Origin of the sequence: Sphingomonas faeni (genome assembly GCF_003053745.1) — a bacterium.
Classification (GTDB): domain Bacteria; phylum Pseudomonadota; class Alphaproteobacteria; order Sphingomonadales; family Sphingomonadaceae; genus Sphingomonas; species Sphingomonas faeni.
Genome location: NZ_QAYE01000003.1, coordinates 333,138 through 353,918, shown reverse-complemented (window position 1 = coordinate 353,918; position 20,781 = coordinate 333,138). Strand labels below are relative to the sequence as shown.

The 20,781-nt window shown below is 65.9% G+C and carries 19 protein-coding genes; 8 read left to right on the top strand and 11 right to left on the bottom strand.

What is annotated here, in order from left to right; all coding sequences use genetic code 11:
• Window positions 1-22: 22 nt before the first annotated feature.
• Window positions 23-3,055 carry a glycosyl hydrolase family 28-related protein gene (locus tag C8J25_RS08210; protein WP_107953961.1) on the bottom strand — a complete coding sequence of 1,011 codons (3,033 nt, stop codon included), beginning with the start codon at window positions 3,053-3,055 and terminating at the stop codon, window positions 23-25.
• A 170-nt stretch (window positions 3,056-3,225) separates the two neighbouring features.
• On the opposite strand from C8J25_RS08210, the gene C8J25_RS08205 reads away from it, so the two are divergent.
• The 4 genes from C8J25_RS08205 (at window position 3,226) to C8J25_RS08190 (ending at window position 6,365) form a co-directional block, all read left to right on the top strand.
• Complete coding sequence (locus tag C8J25_RS08205; RefSeq protein ID WP_425275459.1) at window positions 3,226-3,822, top strand: gluconokinase; 597 nt, start codon at window positions 3,226-3,228, stop codon at window positions 3,820-3,822.
• 70 nt (window positions 3,823-3,892) lie between these two features.
• Complete coding sequence (locus tag C8J25_RS08200) at window positions 3,893-4,777, top strand: alpha/beta hydrolase (RefSeq protein WP_107953956.1); 885 nt, start codon at window positions 3,893-3,895, stop codon at window positions 4,775-4,777.
• Window positions 4,777-5,874: a Gfo/Idh/MocA family protein gene (locus tag C8J25_RS08195; protein WP_107953954.1), complete on the top strand. Its 1,098-nt coding sequence runs from the start codon at window positions 4,777-4,779 to the stop codon at window positions 5,872-5,874. Before C8J25_RS08200 ends, C8J25_RS08195 begins: the two co-directional genes overlap by 1 nt.
• Window positions 5,874-6,365, top strand: a complete 492-nt coding sequence (locus C8J25_RS08190) for a cupin domain-containing protein (protein WP_107953951.1) — start codon at window positions 5,874-5,876, stop codon at window positions 6,363-6,365. The genes C8J25_RS08195 and C8J25_RS08190 overlap by 1 nt, the downstream gene beginning before the upstream one ends.
• Here C8J25_RS08190 and C8J25_RS08185 read toward each other — a convergent pair.
• The 10 genes from C8J25_RS08185 to mutL all read right to left on the bottom strand — a co-directional run bounded on the left by C8J25_RS08185 (window position 6,344) and on the right by mutL (window position 16,018).
• The gene (locus C8J25_RS08185) at window positions 6,344-7,285 is read right to left on the bottom strand and encodes a DUF979 domain-containing protein (protein WP_107954026.1); all 942 of its coding nucleotides are present in this window, start codon (window positions 7,283-7,285) and stop codon (window positions 6,344-6,346) included. The genes C8J25_RS08190 and C8J25_RS08185 overlap by 22 nt on opposite strands.
• 5 nt (window positions 7,286-7,290) lie before the next feature.
• The gene (locus C8J25_RS08180; protein WP_107953948.1) at window positions 7,291-7,944 is read right to left on the bottom strand and encodes a DUF969 domain-containing protein; all 654 of its coding nucleotides are present in this window, start codon (window positions 7,942-7,944) and stop codon (window positions 7,291-7,293) included.
• A gap of 5 nt (window positions 7,945-7,949) precedes the next feature.
• Entirely contained in the window at window positions 7,950-8,774 is an 825-nt protein-coding gene (bla, locus tag C8J25_RS08175) for a subclass B3 metallo-beta-lactamase (protein ID WP_107953946.1), read from the bottom strand.
• Window positions 8,775-8,955: 181 nt separating this feature from the next.
• Window positions 8,956-10,512 (bottom strand): glutamine-hydrolyzing GMP synthase, encoded by a 1,557-nt coding sequence (gene guaA / locus C8J25_RS08170; protein WP_107953944.1) that lies wholly within the window; start codon window positions 10,510-10,512, stop codon window positions 8,956-8,958.
• Between the two features lie 159 nt (window positions 10,513-10,671).
• A complete protein-coding gene (gene rplQ, locus C8J25_RS08165) occupies window positions 10,672-11,094 on the bottom strand; it encodes a 50S ribosomal protein L17 (RefSeq protein WP_056482675.1) in 423 nt (140 codons plus the stop codon).
• Between the two features lie 228 nt (window positions 11,095-11,322).
• Window positions 11,323-12,393 carry a DNA-directed RNA polymerase subunit alpha gene (locus tag C8J25_RS08160; protein ID WP_031395236.1) on the bottom strand — a complete coding sequence of 357 codons (1,071 nt, stop codon included), beginning with the start codon at window positions 12,391-12,393 and terminating at the stop codon, window positions 11,323-11,325.
• A gap of 97 nt (window positions 12,394-12,490) precedes the next feature.
• Window positions 12,491-12,880, bottom strand: a complete 390-nt coding sequence (rpsK, locus tag C8J25_RS08155; protein WP_031395237.1) for a 30S ribosomal protein S11 — start codon at window positions 12,878-12,880, stop codon at window positions 12,491-12,493.
• 84 nt (window positions 12,881-12,964) lie between these two features.
• Window positions 12,965-13,333, bottom strand: coding sequence for a 30S ribosomal protein S13 (rpsM, locus tag C8J25_RS08150; protein ID WP_056015521.1), 369 nt, complete (start codon window positions 13,331-13,333; stop codon window positions 12,965-12,967).
• A 154-nt stretch (window positions 13,334-13,487) separates the two neighbouring features.
• A complete protein-coding gene (locus C8J25_RS08145; RefSeq protein ID WP_107953942.1) occupies window positions 13,488-13,733 on the bottom strand; it encodes a hypothetical protein in 246 nt (81 codons plus the stop codon).
• Window positions 13,734-14,212: 479 nt separating this feature from the next.
• Window positions 14,213-16,018: a DNA mismatch repair endonuclease MutL gene (gene mutL, locus C8J25_RS08140; RefSeq protein ID WP_107953939.1), complete on the bottom strand. Its 1,806-nt coding sequence runs from the start codon at window positions 16,016-16,018 to the stop codon at window positions 14,213-14,215.
• A 141-nt stretch (window positions 16,019-16,159) separates the two neighbouring features.
• Between mutL and C8J25_RS08135 the strand changes: the two genes are divergently transcribed.
• The 4 genes from C8J25_RS08135 to mrdA all read left to right on the top strand — a co-directional run bounded on the left by C8J25_RS08135 (window position 16,160) and on the right by mrdA (window position 20,778).
• Entirely contained in the window at window positions 16,160-17,203 is a 1,044-nt protein-coding gene (locus C8J25_RS08135; RefSeq protein ID WP_055878614.1) for a rod shape-determining protein, read from the top strand.
• A 106-nt stretch (window positions 17,204-17,309) separates the two neighbouring features.
• Window positions 17,310-18,182 carry a rod shape-determining protein MreC gene (locus tag C8J25_RS08130; protein ID WP_107953937.1) on the top strand — a complete coding sequence of 291 codons (873 nt, stop codon included), beginning with the start codon at window positions 17,310-17,312 and terminating at the stop codon, window positions 18,180-18,182.
• Window positions 18,179-18,709, top strand: a complete 531-nt coding sequence (gene mreD / locus C8J25_RS08125; RefSeq protein ID WP_082440961.1) for a rod shape-determining protein MreD — start codon at window positions 18,179-18,181, stop codon at window positions 18,707-18,709. Before C8J25_RS08130 ends, mreD begins: the two co-directional genes overlap by 4 nt.
• A 26-nt stretch (window positions 18,710-18,735) precedes the next feature.
• Window positions 18,736-20,778: a penicillin-binding protein 2 gene (mrdA, locus tag C8J25_RS08120; RefSeq protein ID WP_208622555.1), complete on the top strand. Its 2,043-nt coding sequence runs from the start codon at window positions 18,736-18,738 to the stop codon at window positions 20,776-20,778.
• The last annotated feature ends 3 nt before the right edge of the window (window positions 20,779-20,781 follow it).

Sequence of the window (20,781 nt, the reverse complement as noted above, 5' to 3'; positions counted from 1 at the left end):
CCACCGAGGCAACGAACGTCGCTCAGGTTTCGACCGCGTAGAGCGCGTGGTGCGTCAGGATGAACAACGTCCGCCCGTTCGCACCGCCGAAGATCAGTTGCAACGGCCGCTCGGGCACGTCGATCCGTCCGGACTCGCGTCCATCCGCGTCGTGGACGAACACCTGGCCGTTGGCGAGATAGACTCGGCCGTCCGGTCCAGCCGCGACGCTCTCACCGCCGCGATTGGCGAACGGCTTCAGATCGGTGATGCTGCCGCCGGCGCCGACCAGTCCGCTATAGGTTTTGGCTTCGGAGCCATTACTGACGAACACGCGCTCACCGAGCTTGGCGTTCACGAAGCCGTAGGTGTCGAGTGCGTCCGAGAAGCGCCAGCCGAGATGGTTGGGCGGCCCCTGCTGGACGGTGCGATACGCGGGCAGGACCAGCGAGCCGTCTCGCGAGACATATTCGCGCGGTTTGGGCACGGCCATGTCGCGCGCGAACATCTCGCCGAGCGTCGTGAACTGATAGGTCGTCGGATCGATCTGATCCTTGAACTCGCCATTGACCCAGAAATTGCCCGGTAGCGCGATGTTCGCATCGCGGTGCGGAGTGACCGGCGTCGGGGGGATCACGGCGATGCTGTCCGGATCGCCGGGCTTGATGCTGTAGACCGACCCCGCCGCGCCGTCCGACGACAACACCATGAGGTTACCCGAGCGATCGACCGCGAGATTGACCGGATCGACGGGCGCGTCGGCAGCGACCGACAGCCCCTCACTCGCCGTCCAGCCATAGATGCGGTGAGTATTATGCTCGACGAAGTAGAGCTTGCCCTTCGCATCCACCGCCGCGCCGGCGATCGAGTAGAACCCGTCTTCCAGCTTGCGAACGGCCGGGCCAGTGGTCGTCGCGACCGGCGTGGCGCCGCGTTTCACGTCCAGCACCGCGAACTCGCGTTCGCGCACCTCCGCTCCGGTGGTCATGTCCTGCACCGCGTTCCCGTACGGGAACTTGCTCGCGCGCAGGTCGGTGCCGCAGCCCTCCGCATCGCAGAATGCCAGCCCGCTCTCGCCGTTCACATGCACGTTGCGGAAGCGGATATCGTCGGAATTGTAGATCCGCACCGCCGATGGCGCCGGCTGAAGCGACCGCGTGACGCGGTAGGCGTGATAGTTGGCGAACAGAATGTTGCTCGAATTGCGAACCTCGAGCGACAGCGCGTTACGGCTCTCGCCCGCCTCTTCCTCGGTTTGCGGTGCAAGGAACTCCCAGTTCTTGACGCCATCCAGGACGATTTCGGCGCGCGCATGATGCTCGGCGGACATCTCGTACACATGGCCCGGCGTGCTGGTGTTCGAGACGTGGAGCCCGGAGGCGGCGAAGGTGTTGGGGGTCCACAGATTGTTAAACGTGCCGCCGCCATCGGTGACCGACAGGCTCGCATATTGCCCATCCCAGCGCTTGCGCGGATCGGCGTCGCCGGTGTGGTCGGCGTTGTACGGATCGATCCGACTGCCGTCGGCGCGGCTGGTACCGTGACCGCCGTGAAAGCGGACGTCGTCGACCAGCGAATCCGCGCCGGCCTTCCACAACAACGCGGTCGCGCGCGGGTTGATGCCGCCGGTGGTCAGGCCGATGCCGGAGACGATCGCGGCGCCACCCTTCGCGCTTTCGATCAACCCCTTGGCGGCACCGATGCCGCGGAAGGCCGGCGTGTCGTCGACGAGCACGATCTGCGTCATGTCCGGATGCAGGCCGATTAGCACCGTTTCGGGCCGCAGCTTCAGCGTATCGGAAACGCGGTAGAAGCCGGTCGGGAAATAGACCACGCGGTGCGTGTCGATCGCGTGCTGGATCGCCGAGGTATCGTCGGTCGCGTCGTCGCCCTTTGCGCCCGCGCTCCGAACGTCGAACCACTGCGCGACGGGCGGCAGCGAGCGGATCGCCGCCGGTATCCGCTTGGGCATTGCCGGGATCGTCGCGGCATCAACGCGCGTCTCGTACTTGCCGGTCGCGCCGAGACCCGGCAGCGTCAGGCCATAGCTGAACGCCTTGACCCGGTATTTTGCGCCCTGCCCGGCCACGGTCTTCCCGCTGTCACGGAACCGCGCGAAGATCGGCACGGCGCTGGCAGTGGCGTCCTGGAAGCCGATCTGCGTGTAGACATTGTCCTCGTTGCTGATGACGACGGCGGCGTCCGAGACGTTCTCGAACCGCACGTCGCGGCCCCATAGCCAGTCGCCATAGCCGCGGTCTATCTCGATCCCGACGGGGACGTTGCGGATGCTGGTGTTGACGAGCGTCAGCCCCGCCTCATGCTCGCGGATGGCGGCGTCGCGCTGGCCCTCGAACGACGAATCCAGCAAGGTGTACTGCCATGCGGGCGAGGTCTTCTCGCCGAGGATGCCGTAGCGTCCGCCGAAGAAGCGCAGATCCTGCCCGACATTGCCGACCTGATAGATACCGGCCAGCCCGGAGCCGACGTGAAAGTCGATATGGCTCAGATACGCGTGCTGCGCCAAATGGAAACGCACCGCGGTTGCCGCGGGATTGCCATCGCCGATTTCGAAATCGACGTTGCTGAGCGCGGAGTAGAACGTCCCCGAATTGGCGTCGGCGATGGTGGCGTCGAACGGTACGCTGGTCGGCGGTGGCACCGGGACCTTTGGCGGTGCGGCGCGGGTGTCGGCGCGCGAACCGGTGAAGAACAGCATGTTCGCCACGCCGGTCTGGAAACCGGGGGTCGCCGCGCCGAGCGTGATGACGGGGCGCGTCTTGCCCGTGCCGAACACGCGCACGCCGGGCCAGACGAAGATGGTTCGCGAGATGCGGTAGCGGCCGGCGGGCAGGAAGACGATGCCCTCGCCACCTTTCGCGCTCGCCGCGCTGTCGATCGCGGCCTGGATCGCGGCAGTATCGTCGGCTCGGCCGTCACCACGGCCCCGAACCGTCACCGCACGCGGATCTGCCGGTGCGGTGAGAAAGACCGATTGAGACGGAGAGGCCGAACGGGGGGCTGCAAACGCTGGAACGGTCGTCCCGAGAAGCGCGATCGCTAGTGTCAGTTTCACAGGCTCACCCGAGATTGTTGTGGGACGCGCCGGACGATGTCCGCCAGTGTGCACCGGAGGTAGTGGCCCATGCGACCATAGGCGATCACGACCAAGGTCGTAGTAGCCGATCCCGCGCGCACGGACGATAGGCGGTGACGAACCGACCGCGCGCAGCTTATGGAGAGCCAGTGCCTCCTTCCTCCGAAACGATCCCCAATCCGGCCGACGCGCTACCCTATGCCATCATCGTGATGGGCGTCAGCGGCAGCGGCAAGTCGACACTGGGTGCCGAACTTGCGCGACGTCTGCGCTGCGATTTCCTCGAAGGCGATGATTTCCATAGTTCCGACAGCGTCGCGAAGATGCGGTCGGGTAAGCCGCTCGACGATCAGGATCGCTGGCCCTGGCTCGATAGGATTGCAGCCGGATTGCACGGTGCCGCCCGGACGGATGGTACTGCCGTTGCTGCATGTTCGGCTTTGAAACGTGCGTATCGCGATCGACTGGCGGACGCCGTCGGTATGCCGTTACTGTTCGTGTTCCTCGATACGAAAGACAGCGGCGAACTCGCACGGCGACTTGTTCACCGTGCGGACCATTACATGCCCGCCAGCCTGCTCGCGAGCCAGCTCGATACGTTGGAAGCACTCGGCCCCGACGAGCGCGCCGTCACGCTCGATGCGGAGGACGCACCCGATCGGCTCTGCGCCGAAGCGCTCGCGTGGATCAGACGCGAGATGTCCGGCGCGACCAAGATACCCGAAGACGCACGACGAAGGTCGTAATAGCCAAGCCGACCGACAAAGCCGACACTCGAAAGCAGTACTCGCGCAGGAGTGCGGTCGAGGGTCGTTGATGTCGCTACGCGTTGCTTTCGCCCTCATGCTGGTCTCCGCGCCCGCCGCTGCGCAACAGGCCCCCGTCGTCTCGCTCTGGCCGAACGGCGCGCCTGGATCGGAAGCGCGCCGGACCGAAGCCGAGACGGTGAAGGACAGCTATGTCAGCAACGTCCACAACCCGACGCTGACGATCCACCGCCCCGCCCCGAGCCATGCCAACGGTGCGGCGGTGATCGTGGCGCCCGGTGGCGGTCACCGGATGCTGGTGTGGATCAACGAGGGCGAAGTGCCCGCAAAGGCGCTCAACCGCTACGGCGTCACGACGTTCGTCCTCAAATACCGCCTCGCGCGCGATGTTGGCTCATCGTACGATATCGAGAGCGACGCGGCGGCCGATCTGCGGCGCGCGGTCCGGTGGGTCCGCGCGCATGCGAGCGACTACGCGATCGATCCTGCGCGGATCGGCGTGATGGGCTTTTCTGCAGGCGGCGAACTCGTGTCACTCATCGCCGACAACCCCGCGCCGACCCAGACGCCGGTGGACGCGATCGATGGGGTGAGCGCACGACCGGACTTCCAGGTGCTCGTCTATCCGGGACCACTTGGCACGCCGGCCAAGGCCGTCGCAAACGCGCCGCCGGCATTCCTCGTTGCGGGGTCGCTCGACCAGTGCTGCGCGACATCGGCGATGACGCTGTATTCGCAGCTCCGCGCGGCGGGCGTTTCGGCGGAGTTGCACCTTTACGCGGACACCGATCATGCGTTCAATCTCGGCACGCGGTCGGAGCGCATCTCGATCCAGCACTGGCCCGATCGACTGGCGGACTGGCTCGCCGATGGCGGCTGGCTCATTCCGCGCGGATCGGCAAAGATGCTTCCAGTTTCTCGAAAGGAACCCTGATGGAATTCGGCAGGCGTGATCTCCTGGTCGCCGCGGCAACGCTGGCCGCTACCTCAAGCGGCGTGGCGCGTGCGGCGCCCGATCGGAAGCTCGGCTATGCGATCGTCGGGCTCGGCTATTACGGCTTGCAGACGATCCTGCCGCAATTCGTCAATTGCGAGCATTCGCGCGTGACGGCGCTCGTTAGCGGCGACCGGACCAAGGCGCTCGCGACCGCGGCCAAATACGGCGTGCCCGAGCGGTCGATCTATACCTACGCCGACTTCGATCGCATCCGCGACAATCCCGACGTCGACATCGTCTATGTCTGCCTGCCCAATTCGATGCACGCCGAATACACCATTCGCGCGGCGAAGGCGGGCAAGCACGTCATGTGCGAGAAGCCGATGGCGATCTCGGTCGCCGAATGCGAGGCGATGATCCGGGCGTGCAAGACCGCGGGCAAGAAGCTGATGATCGGCTATCGCTGCCACTTCGAGCCGTTCAACCTGGAGGCGATGCGGCTCGCCAAGTCCGGTGCGGCGGGCAAGATCCGCTACGTCCGTTCGGAGCATGGTTTCGTCCAGGGCGACCCGACCAAATGGCGGCTCAAGCGCGCATTGTCGGGTGGCGGTTCGCTGATGGACATGGGCATCTACAGCCTGCAGGCCGCGCGCTACATGACCGGCGAGGAGCCGATCGCTGTCACTGCGCGTGAATCCACCGACCGTCGCGATCCGCGGTTTCGTGAGGTCGAGGATATGATCGAATGGACGCTCGAATTCCCGTCGGGCGCGATCGCCGGGTGCCAGTCAATGTACAGCGCCAACCAGAACCATGTCCTGTTGATGGGCGACAAGGGCCGCATCGAGCTGGAGCCGGCGACGCGCTACGACGGTAACAAGATGTGGACCGGCCGCGACGGACGCGAGACTGCGATCACCAGCCCCCCGCCCGGCCCCGGCAAGACGCAGTTCGCGGGGCAACTCGATCATCTGGCCGAATGCATTCTCGACGGGCGCGAACCGATCGTCTCGGGCGAAGAAGGCCTGCGCGACATGCGGATCGTCGAGGCGATCTATCGGTCCGTGCGCGAAGGCCGGACGGTGAAGCTGTGATGCGGCCTTTGCTTGCGGTCGTGCTAGCTATTGGCGCGACCTCCTCCCTGCCCGCACAGACCGCCAGCGATCCGACGAGCTTTGCCGGATCGGCCGACGTGCGCGCGCGGATCGTTGCGCTCGAGAAGACGATGAAGCCGGGCCAGGGGTTCGCCATGGCGCCGCTCGTGCAGGCGGACGGGACGAGCGCCTCGCTCGAATATTGGAAGGCGCCGGGCAAGCCTGCGGTGCATCCGGACGAGGCCGAATACGCGACCGTGATGGCGGGATCGGGGACGCTCGTCTCGGGTGGTACGCTGGTCGCGCCGAAGCTGCGCTTTCCGGGGCTGGTCGAAGGTGATCGGATCGAGGGTGGCACGACGCGGAAGCTCGCGGTCGGCGACGTGTTCCTGATCCCGGCGGGGACGCCGCACTGGTTTGGGATCGACGGCAAGCTGGTGATGCTCGGGACGAAGATCAGGACGTCAGGTCAGCGGAAGCCTAGCCAGTAGAGCAAGCCGATATTGACCGCGAGCAACGGCAGCGCGGTCGGTATCTGCGCGCGGATGACGGCGTTCTTGTCCTTGAGATCGAGCAACGCGGCGGGGACGAGATTGAAGTTCGCCGCCATCGGCGTCATCAGCGTGCCGCAGAACCCACTGAGCATGCCGATCGCCGCGACTACCGCCGGGTCGCCGCCATAGTGCCGCACGAGTAGTGGAATGCCGATCGCGGCAGCCATCACCGGGAACGCCGCGAATGCGTTGCCCATGATCATCGTGAACAGCGCCATGCCAAGCGTGTAGGCGAGGACTGCACCGATCAGGCTGCCCTCCGGGATCGCATGACCGGCGAGACCGCCGACGACGTCGCCGACGCCGGCGAGCGCGAACACTGCGCCGAGACTCGCCAGCATCTGGGGGAGCACGGCGGCCCAGCCGATCGCGTCCATCAGCCTGACACCCTCCGCAAGCGGCGTGGCGATGCGGGGGCGGAACCACAGGTGCATGGCGACCAGCGCGATCAGGACGCCGCAGGTCAGCGCGACGAGTGTTGCTTGCTTGGGGTCGACCAGGCTGGGGACGGCGCGGAACAGGACCGTGCCGCCGAGTGCTGCGGCCGGAATGATCAGCGCGGGGAGGAATATCCGGTTGCCGAGCCGTGCGGCTTCGGCGCGGCGCTCGTCGAGTGTAGTCGTAGCACGCCCGCCCCTCCCCATCGCGCCCGAGCCGGCGATCGCGACCAGGGCCAGGACGAGAACGCCGTTGCCGACGTCGCCGAGCTTTCCACCGAGCAGGAAGCTGATCGCCAGTACCGCGTAGAAGGCCGCGTTGCCGAAGCGCTTCGGGTTGGCGTTGTCGGTCGCGCTCAGGATCGCGAATGCCGCGAACATCAGGCCGGCGACGCCGTAGATGAAGCCGGTGCCGATCATGCCGATCATCGGCCGCGCGCCAGTCGGCGGTCGAGCAGCCAGAGGCGGAAGCCGTGGATCAGGAATGCGGCGATCGCGGTCGGGATTGCCCACATCGAGAGGTGGAGCGGCTGGATGACGATGCCGTAGCCCTCCAGCACACCCTTCATCAGCAGGATCGAACCGATCGCGATGAAGATGTCCTCGCCGAAGAACAGTCCGATATTATCGGTTGCGGCAGCCATCGCGGGGATCCGGTCGCCGCCGGGTGGGACGCCCTGCGCTTCAGCCGCGGCTTCGGCCATCGGCGCGACCAGCGGGCGGACGCTTTGCGCAGGGCCGGCGATCGAGGTCAGGCCGAGCGCTGCGGTGAGTTGGCGGAACAGCAGGTAACCGATCAGCAGCCGCCCTACCGTGGCGCCGCGGAGTTTGCCGATCGCGAGTCGGGCGCGTTCCTGCAATCCGTGCCGTTCTAGCATCCCGATCACCGGGAGGACGATGTAGATCACGGTGACGTAACGGTTCTCGTTGAACGCCTTCCCGAACGCGGCGAGGATCGCGAGGGGTGCTATCCCGGCGGCTAGGCCCGTGACGAGTGCGGAGACGGCGACGACGAGCAGCGGATTGAACCGGAGCAAGAAGCCCGCGACGATCACCGCGATGCCGCAAAGGACCAGCATGCCGTCTAGCGTGCCTGCTTGGCGAAATCGGCGTCAAACGCGATCTTGGCCTTCGCGACGATCTTCGGGAGCAACGTTGGATCGACGAACGCGGTCGTGTCGCCTGCTTGGCGACGTTTGCCCATGGCGATGACGTCGGCGAGTTCGGGGTGCGACGGCAGGACGATGTCGGCATGCAACGTGCCGAGCATGGCGATGCTGCGGCGGTAGTCGGCGACGATGCCGGAATAGGCGCGGTTGCCGATCAAGCGGTTGCCCGCGACGCTGACGCTGCACGGGAAGACCACGTCGAGCGGGCGTGGCTTGGCGGGGATTCGCATCGTCCAAGTCGTGCAGCCGGGGGTGTGGCCGGGTGTCGCGCGTGCGCTCAGCGTGACGTTGCCAAGCGTGACCTTGTCGCCGTCGCGGACGCCGCGATCAACGTGAACGGGCGGGAATCGGATGACGCCGTAGTTGGTCTCGCCGGGCGGTATGCCGGTTTCAAGCGCGCGGACATCGCGAGCACCAGCGACTACGCGAGCGCCGGTTGCGCGCTTGAGTGCGGCGACACCCGCGGCGTGATCGAAATGGGCGTGCGTGACGAGGATCAGCTTTACGTCGCGCGGGCGTACTCCAGCGGCGGCGATGTTGCGTTCGATCATGCCCGCATTCTCTGCGAGCGTACCGTCGATCAGGATCGCGCCGGCGCTGGTCTTGATGAGGTAGGCGGCGATACCTTCGCTGCCGACATAGGTGATCGGGCCGGCGATCGGGAAAGGCGCTTGGGGACGCGTCCAGGCACGCGGATCGGCCGCGCCGAGGAGCAACGGTGCGCTGGCAGCGATCGCCATCGCGACAACCAGCGATTTGGTGCGACGACCTAACGATCCTCCCCCGCCAGGGGGAGGTGGCAGGCGTAGCCTGACGGAGGGGGCGGTCAGCGGTAACCTCTGCATCTTATCCTCCCCCTCCGTCTGGCAAGAGCCAGCCACCTCCCCCTGGCGGGGGAGGATCGCGTAGTGTGCGTCTAGTTCACTCCCACTCGATCGTGCCGGGGGGCTTCGAGGTGTAGTCGTAGGTCACGCGGTTGATGCCCTTGACCTCGTTGATGATCCGGGTCGCGACGCGCGGCAGGAAGTCGCCGGGGAACTGGAACGCCTGCGCGGTCATGCCGTCAGTCGAGGTCACCGCGCGCAACGCCAGCACATTGTCATAGGTGCGGCCGTCTCCCATCACGCCGACGCTGCGGACCGGCAACAGCACCGCGAACGCCTGCCAGATCGTGTCGTAGAGCCCCGCCGCGCGGATCTCCTCGAGGTAGATCGCGTCAGCCTTGCGCAGGATGTCGCAGCGTTCCTTGGTGACTTCGCCAGGAATGCGGATCGCGAGGCCGGGTCCGGGGAACGGGTGGCGACCGACGAAGATCTCGGGAAGCCCGAGCTCGCGCCCGAGCACGCGGACCTCGTCCTTGAACAGCTCGCGCAATGGCTCGACGAGCTTCATGTTCATGCGCTCGGGCAGGCCACCGACATTGTGGTGGCTCTTGATCGTCACCGACGGCCCGCCGGTGAAGCTGACGCTCTCGATCACGTCCGGGTACAGCGTGCCCTGTGCGAGGAACTCCGCGCCGCCGAGCTTCTTCGCCTCGGTGTCGAACACGTCGATGAACGTCTTGCCGATGAACTTGCGCTTCAGCTCGGGATCGGTGATCCCGGCGAGGCCGCTGAGGAACAGCTCCTCGACGTTCACGTGGATCAGCGGGATGTTGTAGGCGCCACGGAACAGGCTGACGACCTGCTCGCTCTCGCCCGCGCGCATCAGGCCGTGGTCGACATAGACGCAGGTGAGTTGCTCGCCGATCGCCTCGTGGATCAGCACCGCCGCGACCGCCGAGTCGACGCCGCCCGACAGGCCGCAGATGACGCGACCCTTGCCGACTTGGGCGCGGATCTCGGCGATCTTGGTCTCGCGGAACTCTGCCATCGTCCAGTCGCCGCTCAGGCCGCAGACGTGGCGCGCGAAGTTGGCGATCAGCTTGCCGCCATCGGGGGTGTGGACGACCTCGGGGTGGAACTGCACGCCGTAGAAGCGCCGCGCCTCGTCGGCGACGATCGCGTAGGGCGCGCCGGTAGAGACCGCGACGGGGGTGAAGCCGGGCGGGATCGCGTCGACCTTGTCGCCGTGGCTCATCCAGACCTGGTGGCGCTCGCCCTCCGCCCAGAGGCGGTCGAACAGCGCGCAATTCGACTTGACCTCGATGAACGCGCTGCCGAACTCGCCGCCATCGCCCGAGACGATCACGTTGCCGCCGAGCTGCGCGGACATGACCTGCTGGCCGTAGCAGATGCCGAGGATCGGGATGCCCGCCTCGAAGAAGCGCTGCGGCACGCGCGGCGAGTTCTCGGTGGTGACCGAGGCGGGGCCACCCGAGAGGATGATGCCCTTGGGCTGCATCCGGTCGAACGCGGCCTCGGCGGACTGGAAGGGGGCGATCTCGCTATAGACGCCGGCCTCGCGCACGCGGCGGGCGATCAGCTGGGTTACCTGGCTGCCGAAATCGACGATGAGAATGCTGTCTGGGTGCTCCATGTCGGGCGCATAGCCGGATGGGACCCGTAACGAAAGAGGCCGCGCCCATTGCTGGACGCGGCCCCTACGGTTTCCCTGTTCTCCTGCGAACGCAGGAGGCCAGGGTAACGGACGATTACGCTTGTGATCCTGGGCTCCTGCGTGCGCAGGAGAACAGTCTTACGCTGCGTCGTCGTACTCAGCGTCGGACATCACCGGACCCGAATCCTGGCCCTTCGCCGAGACGTCGCGGTCGACGAACTCGATGACGGCCATCGGCGAGGCGTCCGACATGCGGATGCCGGCCTTGATGACGCGGGTGTAGCCGCCGTTGCGATCCGCATAACGGGTCGCGAGCGTGTCGAACAACTTGATCAGCTGCGCATCGTCGAGCAGCTTGCCGTGCGCGAGACGACGGTTGGACAGGCCACCCTTCTTCGCGAGCGTGATCAGCTTCTCGACGTAGGGACGCAGTTCCTTCGCCTTGGCGACGGTGGTGGTGATCTGCTCGTGCTTGATGAGCGCGGCGCTCATGTTGCGGAACAGGGCAAGACGGTGGGCCGAGGTCCGCTGAAGCTTACGGCCGCCTACGCGATGGCGCATGTTTAATACCTTTTCGTTCGTTCAGGGGCCGTATGAGGTACCCGGGAGCAGGCAGTGTTGCGGCCACTGCCAATCGCCGTAGTCCAAAGGTCACACTAAGGTTACGCCAACGACGCTCCCTCAGCCTTTCCCTCCATTGTCTCCCCGCAAAGGCGGGGATCCAGTCTGGGCACCCGCCTTCGCGGGTGAACAAGAGGTCAGGGCCGATCTTACTCGGCCCCGAACCACTTATCCCATAATCTCTTGCTCGAGCTTCTTGGCCATCTCTTCGATGTTCTCAGGTGGCCAGCCGGGGATTTCCATGCCCAGGCGAAGACCCATCGACGACAGCACTTCCTTGATCTCGTTCAAGGACTTGCGGCCGAAGTTAGGCGTACGCAGCATCTCGGCTTCGGTCTTGCCGACCAGATCGCCGATGTAGATGATGTTGTCGTTCTTGAGGCAGTTCGCCGAGCGCACCGACAGTTCCAACTCGTCGACTTTCTTGAGAAGGTAACGGTTGATCTGCTGGGTGTCGCCTGCTGGCTCCGCACCACCGGCAGCAGGTGCTGCCTGGCCGATCGGGGCCGACGAACGCGTCACCGACGAATCGTCGAAGTGGACGAACAGCGCGAGCTGGTCCTGGAGGATGCGACCGGCATAGCCGACTGCGTCTTCCGGGGTGATCGTGCCGTCGGTTTCGATCGTCAGCGTCAGCTTGTCGTAATCCAGGTCCTGACCGACGCGGGTCGGGTCGACCTTGTACGAAACCTGACGTACCGGCGAGTAGAGCGCATCGACCGGGATCAGACCGATCGGCGCATCGGCCGGGCGGTTTGCGGTCGCGGGCACGTAACCCTTACCGATGTCGGCGGTCAGCTCCATGTTGAGCGTCGCACCCTCATCGAGGTGGCAGATCACGAGATCCTTGTTCATGATCTCGATGTCGCCCGAGACGGCGATGTCGCCGGCCTTGACTTCACCCGGACCCGTTGCCGAGAGCTGGAGGCGCTTGGGCCCCTCGCCCTGCATGCGGATCGCGATCTGCTTCACGTTGAGGACGATGTCGGTCACGTCCTCGCGGACGCCGGCCAGAGACGAGAACTCATGCAGCACGTTCTCGATCTTGATCGAGGTGACGGCCGCGCCCTGCAGCGACGAGAGCAACACGCGACGCAGCGCGTTGCCGAGCGTCAGGCCGAAGCCACGCTCGAGCGGCTCGGCGATGAAGGTCGCCTTGCGCTTGGTGTCGCCACCGGCCTTTTTCTCCAGGCCGCTGGGCTTCTTGAGTTCCTGCCAGTTCTTTGCGTTGACAGACACATGCTTCCCCTAATTTGGGGGCCGGCGAACGGGTGTGTCCGCCGACCAATAAAATACACCCGTGCGGCGCGATCAACCGCGCACGGGAGGCGGAGAATCAGACGCGACGACGCTTCGAAGGGCGCACGCCGTTATGCGGGATCGAGGTCACGTCGCGGATCGACGTGATCTGGAAACCGACTGCCTGAAGCGCGCGCAGTGCCGATTCGCGACCCGAGCCGGGGCCCTTGACCTCGACTTCGATCGTGCGGACGCCGTGCTCGGCGGCCTTCTTGCCGGCGTCTTCCGCTGCGACCTGGGCCGCGTACGGAGTCGACTTGCGCGAGCCCTTGAAGCCCATTGCGCCGGCCGACGACCACGAGATCGCGTTACCCTGGGCATCGGTGATCGTGATCATGGTGTTGTTGAAGCTGGCATTCACGTGAGCGACGCCAGAGGTGATGTTCTTGCGCTCGCGCCGCTTAATGCGCTGAGGTTCGCGTGCCATGGTGTATTTCCTGACCTGTATCTGCGTGACGCCGGGCGGCCCGTTGGGACCAGCGCCGGCGGAGTAATCCATTGAAAAAGTGGATTACTTCTTCTTGCCGGCGATCGGCTTGGCCTTGCCCTTGCGGGTGCGCGCATTGGTATGCGTGCGCTGGCCGCGGACCGGGAGGCCCTTGCGATGACGCAGGCCGCGATAGCAGGCGAGATCCATCAGGCGCTTGATGTTCATCGAGGTCTGGCGGCGCAGATCGCCCTCGACGGTGTGATCGGCGTCGATCGTCTCGCGGATGTGCAGGACTTCCTGGTCGGTCAGGTCCTGGACGCGTGCGGTATCGGCGATGCCGAGCTTCGCGACGATTTCCTTGGCCTTGGTCGAACCGATGCCGTGAATATAGGTCAGCGCGATCACCACGCGCTTGTTGGTCGGGATATTAACACCCGCGATACGTGCCATGAACTTGGTTCTCCTGCTCCACGAGGTCCGGCATGGCTGCACAGACCTCATCTCTTAGCGATGAACCGAAACGCACGATAGCGACGAACGCAAACAAGCGCCGCCGGAACCGTCGTGTCGGGGAGAGTTCGAATAAGCGCGCGCTAACGCAGTGTCAAGCGAGCGGTTCCGCGGCGGGCGGCGCAGCGTGGCGCATCTTCAGCCACCGGCGGAACGAGACGACCGTCCAGATCAGCTCGACCACCCCGAACGGCCACGCACCCTGGAGGAAGCCGTAGATCGAGCCGAGCACGCAGCCGAACGCAAAGCCGAGTGTCCACCAGTGCGAGCCGGCTTCCTTGGCGTAGCATAGCAGAGTGAAGGAGACCGCGGCTAGGCCGAATAGGGAGAGTGCGTCCATGGGAAGCTCATGCCCCGAACAGGCCCAAGGCACCAGCCTATGCGCGCACCAGGAGCGGTTCTGCGCAACCGCCGGAAACAGTCGTGAATGCTAGGGATTTGAAGTTTTGCTGACCGACATCCGCTGCGCCAGACGTTTCCACTGATCGCGTGTTCGACACTCACGCTTCTTCGTGGATTTTCGAATGAGACACGTGGTCGGCTCAACCGACGTTCTAATGAATTCGGAGTTTCTACCTTCGTAGATGCGCCCCATGTCGATTTGCGATATTCGACCAGTATCTACCTGTGATTGTGCATCCGCCGCACCGGTGACTAGCAGACCGATCAAAATAAGCCCCGCGTTCCGCATCGCACTCTCCATGCCAGACGTTTACGAAATTAAAGGTAACGTACTGAATCGCCGACGGGCACGCAACGCCCCTAGATATGCTTTGGCTCTCGGGATGATTAATAATCTTACGGCTCTTCGAAAGGTCCTCACTTCCGCCCGAACAGCTTCTCAATATCGCCGTGCGCGAGCTTCACCCAGGTGGGGCGGCCGTGATTGCATTGGCCTGAGTGGGGGGTGACTTCCATTTCGCGGAGGAGCGCGTTCATTTCGGGGACCGACAAGATGCGGCCGGCGCGGACGGAGCCGTGGCAGGCCATCGTGCCGGCTACTGCGTCTAGGCGCTCTTTTAGCGAGAGCGCTTCATCGAAGGCGGCGAGTTCGTCGGCGAGGTCGGTGACGAGGCCTTTGGCATCGCTTTGGCCGAGGAGTGCGGGTGTGGCGCGGACCAGCATGGCGTGGGGGCCGAAGCGTTCGAGGTCTAGGCCGAATTCGGAGAGTTCTTCGGCACGGGACTCGAGGCGGTCGCAGGCGGATTCGTCGAGTTCCACGACTTCGGGGATCAGGAGGGCCTGGCTCGCTATGGTGCCGCCGATCAGGGCTGCGCGCATGCGTTCGAGGACGAGGCGTTCGTGGGCGGCGTGCTGGTCGACTAGGACGAGGCCGTCTTCGGCTTCGGCGACTATGTAGGTTTTTGCGACCTGGCCTCTGGCTACGCCCATTGGGAAGGCGGCGGTTTGGGGCGGGAGTGACCAGGCCGGTTCGGCTCTTGCCTGCGGGGGTGCGGCGAAGAAGGTGGGGCGGGCTTCGTTTACGGTGCTGTAGCTTCGATTTTCCAGCGGGAGCCTTTGGGGCGTGCCCTCACCTTCCCATTCGCTTTGCGGACGGGCCCCTTCCTCTCCCCTGAGGGGAGAGGAGATGTTTTCCGGTTGCCACATCGAGAGGGCGGACTCGCTGGCGCGTTGGCTTCTGTGGCCGGCGGCATCGAGGGCGCGACGGAGGCCGGAGACGATCAAGCCGCGGACCATCGCGGGGTCGCGGAAGCGGACTTCGGTCTTGGCGGGGTGGACGTTGACGTCGACCTGGTCGGTCGGGATGTCGAGGAACAGCGCGACGACGGCGTGGCGGTCGCGCGGGAGCATCTCGGCATAGGCGCCGCGGATCGCGCCCATCAGGAGGCGGTCCTTTACCGGGCGGCCGTTGACGAAGAGATACTGGTGGTCGGCGATGCCGCGATTGTAGGTCGGCAGGCTTGCGACGCCGCCTAATACCACGCCGTCGCGTTCGAGATCGATCGCGACCGAATTGTCGGCGAGCGCGCGGTCGGTGAGCGTCGCCACCCTGCCCGGCCGGTCCTCGACCTGCATCGCCGACAGCGCGCGGCGGCCGTCATGCTCCAGGGTGAAGCCGATGTCGGGCCGTGCCATCGCGAGCCGGCGGACGACGTCGAGGCAGGCGGCGTATTCGGCGCGGGGGGAGCGGAGGAACTTGCGGCGGGCGGGGACGCGGGCGAACAGGTCCTCGACCACGACGCGCGTGCCGGGCGGGAGTGCGGCGGGGCCTTCGCGCTCCACCCGGCCATTGTCGACGGTACGTGCCCAGCCTTCGGCGCCGCGAATCCGGCTTTCGATCGTCAGCCTTGCGACGCTCGCGATCGAGGGCAACGCCTCGCCGCGAAAACCGAGCGTCACGACCGATTCGATAAACTCGTCGGGCAGCTTGGAGGTCGCGTGGCGTTCGAGTGCCAAGGCCATGTCCGCGGGGGTCATGCCGCAGCCGTCATCCGCGACTTCGATCCGCGAAGTCCCGCCTTCCACGAGGAGAATCGCGATGCGTCCTGCCCCTGCGTCGATGGCGTTTTCGACTAACTCCTTCAACGCGCTGGCGGGTCTTTCCACCACTTCACCGGCGGCGATGCGATTGACCAGATGCTCGGGGAGACGCCGTATTGACATGGGTTTGCGTCTAGACCAAGCGACGGCATCCCGCGACCCGCAAACGCAAGCACCCGGTGAGTTAAACACCGGCGGGCCACGCGAGATTTTTGTGCGATGGGCTGCCCGTCCGGCGGCCAAGGATTACGGGACCCTGATTGAATGGCCTTCTACTCGCGTTTCTTCAAGTTCATGTCGCACGACATGGCGATCGACCTCGGCACCGCGAACACCGTCGTCTACGTCCGTGGCCGCGGCATCGTCCTGAACGAGCCGTCGGTGGTCGCGGTCGAGACGATCAACGGCATCAAGCGCGTCAAGGCGGTCGGCGACGACGCCAAGATGATGATGGGCAAGACGCCGGGCAACATCGAGGCGATCCGTCCGCTTCGCGACGGCGTGATCGCGGACATCGATGTCGCCGAGCAGATGATCAAGTATTTCATCCAGAAGGTCCACGGCCCGCGCAAGTTCGCGCGCTGGCCCGAGATCGTGATCTGCGTGCCGTCGGGCTCTACCAAAGTGGAGCGCCGCGCGATCCGCGATGCCGCGTCGAACGCCGGCGCGTCGCAGGTCTGGCTGATCGAGGAGCCGATGGCGGCGGCGATCGGCGCGGACATGCCGGTGACCGAGCCGATCGGTTCGATGGTCGTCGATATCGGCGGCGGCACGACCGAAGTCGCGGTGCTGTCGCTGCGTGGTCTCGCCTACACCACCTCGGTGCGCGTCGGCGGCGACAAGATGGACGAGGCGATCGTCTCGTACGTCCGCCGCAACCATAACTTGCTGATCGGCGAAGCGACCGCGGAGCGAATCAAGAAGGAGGTCGGCATCGCCAAGCCGCCGGTCGACGGCATCGGCATGATCATCCAGATCAAGGGTCGCGATCTCGTCAACGGCGTGCCCAAGGAGATCCAGATCAACCAGGGTCAGATCGCCGAAGCGCTCAGCGAGCCGGTCGCCACGATCGTCGAGGGCGTCCGCGTCGCGCTCGAGAACACCGCGCCTGAGTTGGCCGCGGATATCGTCGACCAGGGCATCGTGCTCACCGGCGGCGGCGCGCTGCTCCAGGGTCTGGACGAAGTGTTGCGCGACGAGACCGGCCTGCCGGTGACGGTTGCGGAGGATCCGCTGACCTGCGTCGCGCTCGGCACCGGTCGCGCGCTCGAGGATCCGTTGTTCCGCGGCGTGCTGATGAGCGGCTAAGGGTTTGTTTTTGCTTTAAGACACGCGGACACGAAATCGCGTCGTCCGAGTCGCGGGGGTAGGTCCCCCTGCGCTTTGGCGGCGCCCGAGACAGGGGGACAGGCGCATGGCGCCAGCCCGCGACCGGCGCACGGGGTTTTCCCGGCGTCGGCAATATGGTGTGTTCATGGGCTATGTGCTCGCCGTCGCCGGTGCGGTGGTGGGCCTGGTGCTGCTTGTCGCGTCGACGTTCAATCCGCCGGCGTTTTCCGCACTGCGGATGGGCGTGGCGGGCGTGACGACGCCGGTGTCGACGGGACTCGCCACTGTTGGATCGTCGATCTCGGGGATTCCCGATGCGATCGGCAATTACTTCTTCGTGAAGCAGGAGAACGTCGCGTTGCGCGCCGATCGCGAGCGGACGCGGGCGCTGCTGATGCGCGCGCGGACGATCGCGTATGACAATCGCCGGCTGCGCAGCCTGCTCGCGATCCGCGAACGCTCGACTGTGCCGGTCGTGACCGCGCGGCTGGTGAGTTCGAGCGCGTCGAGCGGGCGGCGCTATGCGTTGCTCAACGCGGGGCGCTGGAACGGCGTGCTCCCCGGCATGCCGGTGCGCGGCCCCGACGGGCTGATCGGGCGCGTGGTCGAGACCGGCCCCAACGCGGCGCGCGTGCTGCTGCTGAGCGACGGGGACAGCATCGTGCCCGTCCGCCGCACGCGCGACGGGATGCCGGCGATCGCGGCGGGGCGCGGCGACGGGATGATCGACATCCGCTCGGTCAACGCCACCAACGTGCGCTTCAACGCGGGCGACCTGTTCGTGACGACCGGCACCGGCGGGATCTACGCGCCCGGCGTGCCTGTTGCGCGCGTCACCAAGGCGGGCTCGGACTCGGTGATGGCGCGCGCGTTCGCCGATCCCGACGCGCTCGACTTCGCGCTGGTCGAGCGGATGTTCATGCCGGTCCCGCCCCCTCGCCCGGTGACCGAGCAATGAGTCGCGCTCGCGTCGTCGATAGCGTCGACTACAAGCCGTTCGAGACCAAGATCCCGGCAGGCCGGTCGCGTGCGATCCCTTGGGCGACCGTCATGGCGGGATCGCTGATCACGATCATCCCGGTGGTCGCGACGATCCCGCTGCTGCCGCCGTTCGGGTTCGTCATGCTGCTCGCATGGCGGCTGCTCGCGCGGTTCGCGTTCAAGCCCTGGGCCGCCGCGCCGCTTGGTTTCTTCGACGACCTCGTCAGTGGCCAGCCGCTTGGCAGCGCCGTGCTGATGTGGTCGCTCGCGTTCGTCGCGATCGACATGATCGAACAACGCTTGGCCTTCCGCGACTATTGGCAGGACTGGCTGATCGCCGGCGGGCTGATTGCCGCGTGCATCCTGGTCGGGCGCTTCATCGCGGTGCCGGTCGGCGCGCATGTCGACACAATCCTGATCGCGCAGATCGCGGTCACGATCCTGATGTTCCCGCTGGCAGCCCGCATCGTCGCGGCGATCCAGAACAAGCGCGGTGCCGAGTGAGGAATACACCGCGCATCGTTACCGAGATGTCGCAGGCGTACAGCTTCTCGCGGCGCGCGTGGATGCTGGGCGCGGCGCAAGGCGGCGTGGGGCTGCTGCTCGCCGGGCGGATGGCGTGGCTGTCGATCGCGCAGAACGAACGCTACACGCAAATGTCGGAGAGCAACCGCGTCAACATGACGCTGTTGCCGCCGCGCCGGGGCTGGATCGTCGACCGCCACGGCGTGCCGATTGCCAACAACCGCACCGATTTCCGCGTCGACATCATCCCCGATCGCCTCCGCGACAAGGAGCGCGTGCTGCCGCTGCTCGGCCGCATCCTCCAGCTACCGCCTGAGGAAGTCGAGCGGATCGCGATCGATCTCGAACACGCCGCCGGGTTCCAGCCGGTCCAGGTCGCGGAGAATCTCGATTGGGAGCGGTTCGCGGCGGTCAGCGTCCGACTGCCCGAACTGCCGGGCGTCGCGCCCACCCGCGGGTTCGCGCGCAGCTATCCGGCGGGCGCCGCGGTTGCGCACCTGACCGGCTATGTCGGCGTGCCCAACGCCGAACAATACAAGAAGACGCACGATCCGCTGCTCGTCACGCCCGGCTTCAAGCTTGGCAAGGACGGGCTCGAGAAGATGCTCGAGGCCGAGCTCCGCGGCGTCGCCGGTGCCAAGCGCGTCGAGGTCACCGCGCGCGGCAAGCTCGTCGCCGAACTCGCCACCAAGCCCGACGTCCCCGGCAAGACAGCGCGGCTGACGATCGACGTCGGGCTGCAGGAATACGCGGCACGGCGGCTCGGCACCAACTCCGGGTCGGTCGTCGTGCTCGACACCCGTACCGGCGAGATGCTGGCGATGGTGTCGATGCCGGCCTATGATCCGAACAGCTTTTCGGATGGGATCAGCCATCTCGAATGGCAGATGCTGAGCGACGACGATCACGTGCCGCTGATGAACAAGGTCACGCAGGGGCTGTACCCGCCGGGCTCGACCGTCAAGCCGATGAACGGCCTCGCGCTGATGAACGCCGGCGTCGATCCGCTGACCCGCGTCAATTGTTCGGGCGCGATGCGGCTCGGGACCAGCGTGTTCCATTGCCACAAGAAAAGCGGCCACGGTCCGCTCGATCTTAAGAACGCGATCATGCAGAGCTGCGACATCTATTTCTACGAAATGGCGCGGCGGGTCGGCTACAACGCGATCGCGCCGATCGCGCGGACGCTGGGGATGGGCCAGAAGTTCGACCTGCCCTTCTCGACGCAGCGTTATGGCACAGTGCCCGATCCGGCGTGGAAGCTGAAGAAATACAAGCACGACTGGACCGTCGCGGACTCGCTGAACGCGTCGATCGGCCAGGGGTATGTGCTCGCCAACCCGTTGCAGCTCGCGGTGATGGCGGCGCGGCTCGCCTCGGGGCGCGCGTTGCAGCCGAGCATCCTGGCCGCCCAAGTCCACCGCGACTCCCCTGCCCTCGCGATCGATTCGGAGCATCTCGCGCGTGTTCGCGACGCGATGTTCGGCGTGATCAACCAGGGCGGCACCGGCGGTGCGGCGAAACTGCTGATCCCCGGCGTCGCGATCGCGGGCAAGACCGGCACCGCGCAGGTCCGCCGCATTACGATGGCGGAGCGACGCTCCGGCGTGCTCAAGAACGGGCAGCTGCCGTTCAAGATGCGCGATCATGCGCTCTTCATCGGTTTCGCGCCCGCCGATAATCCGCGGTACGCACTCGCAGTCGTGCTCGAGCATAACGGTCATACCGTGCGCAATCTCGACACGCCGATGATCGGCCGCGACATCATGACCTACATGCTCGACCGCGAGCGTGCGCTGAAGTCGCTCGCCGAAGTCGAACCGACCTGGGGCGGCGACATCCGCACGCGCATGGCGGCGACCGCGGAGACGTACCGCAAGGCGCAGTCCGCGCCGCCCGCCGCGATCGCCACCAAGACCGACGCGATCGTGCCCAGCGACGCCCCCGCGGTCGAGAACGCCACCGACATGGCCAACGCCACGCAGGAAGCGCTGACGGCACCGGGCGCTACGGTCGCCGAAGATGATTCAAGGGACCGCCAGCCGTGAACC